Origin of the sequence: Methanospirillum hungatei (assembly GCF_020216685.1) — an archaeon.
Classification (GTDB): domain Archaea; phylum Halobacteriota; class Methanomicrobia; order Methanomicrobiales; family Methanospirillaceae; genus Methanospirillum; species Methanospirillum hungatei_B.
Window position 1 is genome coordinate 1 of record NZ_JAIWNS010000286.1, and the last position, 3327, is coordinate 3327.

Below are 3327 nucleotides of genomic sequence, written 5' to 3' on the forward strand. Positions count from 1 at the left end.
GTCTTCAGGTTCATCACAGACTGCTCCTTCCCACCGGTACACCGAACGTGCTGCGAGGATATTCACACAGGCGGCCAGGTGTTTATCAAGGACCTGGGTTGCCAGGGTATGCGCCATACCGGGTGGAGCGGTACATAAAATGACCATAACCTGATTTTCAATAGTGTCTTGCATGATCTGACTGTTTCTCCTGAAAAGACTTGAGGAATATGGAGAGAGAATAACGATATATTTATCAGCGTAGACGGCATTCTTATAATGCACTTTGTGCTGTTGTGGCCTAGCTGGTTAGGGCGCCAGACTCATAAGTTCAAGACTGAGATATCTGGAGGTCGCGGGTTCGGATCCCGTCAACAGCATTAGAACAACAAGTTCTTATCTTCTACACTCCTTTTTAGAGATTGTTTTTACCTTCAGCTAAGGCGCTGACTCTTTTTACTTGCAGCAATGATCAGTTTCATGCTATGAAAAGTGATAATCCGACTGTTCACTTTTAGGAAGTCAATATGCCAGCACGGATCATGTTATGCCATGCCATTACTATCAATACCTGTAAACACCTATAGGTAAATCATGCAAGCGGCTTCCACAATATACATTCGATCAGATTTGAAGGAGCAATTAACTAACCTGAAAATACACCCCCGGGAGTCCTATAGTGCGGTAATAGAGCGCCTTCTTTTGTGTGCCATAGATCCTGATCCTCTCACTTCCGAAGAGATAGCAGGAATAGAAGAATCCCTGGCGGATATTAAAGCCGGAAGAGTCCATACTGAAGAAGAGATTATGAAGGAATTCGGAGTTGAATGACTGAATTTCAGATTCTCTACTCGAATAAAGCAAAAAGGGACCTCAAAAAAATACCCTTGCCAATAGCTCAGGAGATAATCAAAACCATCCATGAACTGAAGAAGAATCCCTGGTCACGGGTACAGAAGTTAGAAGGATCTGATAAGTCTCCGTTTCATTCTCTTCATGTTGGCGGTTACCGGGCTATCCTCTCTATTCAAAACAATAAACTCATCGTGCATGTAGTCGAAGCCGGCCCCAGAAAAACCATATATCGAAAATATTGAGTGATTATAGGAAATTAAGTTATTTTCAATAATTTCTCTGATTTGCCGGATTATAGAAAAACCAGTTGTCTGTTATCACCCGGGTGTTTCTTTGATATGGAAAAATACATGTTCCGAAAAGTGTGCCGGGCCGGGATCATCTTGTATAGTGCTATCTAAAGTATATCACCAGACAGTTCAGACGAGTTCACCCATGAAAGAACAGAATTCATCGGTTCTTATGAATATTTGCGCGTCAATGTAACAGACAACATACAAAACCCAAAATACTAAGGTTTGTGAAATTCCTCCAGCAACTATTTCTCCAAATCTCTAAAACAATGTGAGTCCTGTAATAAGCAGAACAAATAAGAAACCCTAATTATCTGATACTAAAGATAGGAAAGTATTGCGAGCAGGGCAACGCCAGAGGTTGGATTTTCATGCCGATTGAAGAGAATGTGTGGGACAGAGAATTAAGGCCAATAAAAATAGATAAGTCTCAATTGAAGAAAGATGCCTTACGGTATAGAATGGGTAGTGTACGTCTGGCTATGGGAAGAGTTGTCACCAAAGAAGAATTTGAGAGTGACAAAACCCGCATCCTTGCTCTTAAATTATCCTAACTAAATGGATAGTTCTTTTTCTTCTGGCGAACGTCAAAAAATCCATGATATTACCGAGTTTATTCATATTACATGAAAAACCCTATTGAGGGAATCCCTCAAGGCCCTTAATATTCCTGAGGATCAGGCTTATTAAAAGTCTTGGATACTTCACAGAATAGGGCTATTGCCTACTCCAAACTATAATTTATGGGTATCTTTACGGCAGGTACCTTTTTAGCCTTTTTAGGTCTTATTGGAACCTCTTTTAATTAATCCAAGCAAAATATCATCTGTTGTGAGGAATACCGCATTCGCCTTTTGGGCAAGAGCAATATGCATCGCATCTGTGACTACCAACACTCTAAACCTACTGTCCAAATTACAACCATGAAACGGTAAAAATTAAAATTATGAACAGGTAACACCCAGTTTTGTCGCAGATGATATGGGTCTTCGCAGAGATCTCACCGGCACCATCCCAGATGATCTTCTGATCCTCCTTCCGGATGGATATGAAATAATCGGCACAATCGCAATCATCAGCATCCCTCCAGACCTGATGCAGTACAAGGACCAGATTGTCACCGCACTCCGGACACGAAGACCTTCAATTCAGACCATATTAAATAAGACCGGGGATGTGACCGGACCATTCCGGACGTCACAATACACATCCATATTTGGTGAAAATACCATCACCGAACACCGGGAATATGGATTCAGGTACCGCCTTGATGTCAGCAGAGTCTATTTCTCATCAAAGATGGGATCAGAACGGAAGCGAATCACGGACCTTATCAAACCGGGTGAGACGGTATTTGTCCCATTCGCAGGAGTAGGACCATATGCCATTCCCTCTGCGGCACGGGGCGCTATGGTAATTGCGATGGAGATAAATGAACGTGCGTGTTCCTGGATGGCCACCAATATATCAGTGAATAGAGTACATTCACGTGTTCATATCATCAGGGGAGATGCCCTGCAGGCAAACCAGATCCTCAGGCGGAAATTCTCACGGATAATTATTCCAACACCCTATGGACTCCTGAATAACCCAGGGATATTTCTATCCATGCTTTCCGAGGGGGGAACAACCCATTGGATTACCTTTTCAAATTCTATGCAGATGAAAGACCGAATTGACAGGCTAACCTTCCAGGGATATCAAGTACTGCGCTGTCATCAGTGTGGGAATGTTGCGCCATCTGTTTATCGCTGGATACTTGACATTACGACAAAATAACAATTCAATATTGAATTGTCAAAATTTTTCTTTTTTTATTGGGTTCGCAGGATTGAACCGGAACGATTTGAAATTTTTTCTTTTATTGTGAAGAAAGTATATAATGAAGATAAGACTAGCCTTAAATATCTCCCTATCCAACGAAAACTGAGGTTTAATATGGCATCCATCGGTTCTGGCGTAATCCTAATGGGTATCGTTGTAGTGATTGGGTCACTGTTCTGTTTCGCATATGCAGATGATGATGAGATCTACCCTGGTGGAATGGTAATCACCAAATTTAACAGTTCTGAAATCGGGACTATGCAGGCTGCTGAAAAGTTCAACTCGTCTGAAATTGGAACCATGCAGAACTCACAAAAGTTCAACTCATCTGAAATCGGAACCATGCAGAACTCACAAAAGTTCAACTCATCTGAAA

General features: G+C 41.8%; 6 protein-coding genes and 1 tRNA gene. 6 read left to right on the forward strand and 1 reads right to left on the reverse strand.

The window, feature by feature from the left end:
• Positions 1-174 (reverse strand): divalent cation tolerance protein CutA (gene cutA / locus LDL35_RS15515; protein WP_369694956.1); only part of this gene is annotated, 174 nt, incomplete at its 3' end.
• A gap of 95 nt (positions 175-269) precedes the next feature.
• Here cutA and LDL35_RS15020 point away from each other — a divergent pair.
• The 6 genes from LDL35_RS15020 to LDL35_RS15045 all read left to right on the forward strand — a co-directional run.
• A tRNA-Met gene (locus tag LDL35_RS15020) sits at positions 270-359 on the forward strand.
• A gap of 250 nt (positions 360-609) precedes the next feature.
• Complete coding sequence (locus LDL35_RS15025) at positions 610-810, forward strand: hypothetical protein (RefSeq protein ID WP_304023986.1); 201 nt, start codon at positions 610-612, stop codon at positions 808-810.
• Positions 807-1076, forward strand: coding sequence for a type II toxin-antitoxin system RelE/ParE family toxin (locus LDL35_RS15030; protein ID WP_304023988.1), 270 nt, complete (start codon positions 807-809; stop codon positions 1074-1076). The genes LDL35_RS15025 and LDL35_RS15030 overlap by 4 nt, the downstream gene beginning before the upstream one ends.
• A 422-nt stretch (positions 1077-1498) precedes the next feature.
• On the forward strand, positions 1499-1681 hold the full coding sequence (locus tag LDL35_RS15035; RefSeq protein WP_304023990.1) for a hypothetical protein: 183 nt from the start codon (positions 1499-1501) through the stop codon (positions 1679-1681).
• Between the two features lie 427 nt (positions 1682-2108).
• Positions 2109-2906 carry a hypothetical protein gene (locus LDL35_RS15040; protein ID WP_304023993.1) on the forward strand — a complete coding sequence of 266 codons (798 nt, stop codon included), beginning with the start codon at positions 2109-2111 and terminating at the stop codon, positions 2904-2906.
• A 159-nt stretch (positions 2907-3065) separates the two neighbouring features.
• Positions 3066-3327, forward strand: a 262-nt coding sequence (locus LDL35_RS15045) for a hypothetical protein (protein ID WP_304023996.1), incomplete at its 3' end; no start/stop codon positions are given.

Bases quoted from the DNA above. Each gene is read 5' to 3' on its own strand.
- LDL35_RS15030 (WP_304023988.1), top strand. From the start codon at position 807: ATGACTGAATTTCAGATTCTCTACTCGAATAAAGCAAAAAGGGACCTC.
- LDL35_RS15035 (WP_304023990.1), top strand. From the start codon at position 1,499: ATGCCGATTGAAGAGAATGTGTGGGACAGAGAATTAAGGCCAATAAAA.
- LDL35_RS15040 (WP_304023993.1), top strand. From the start codon at position 2,109: ATGGGTCTTCGCAGAGATCTCACCGGCACCATCCCAGATGATCTTCTG.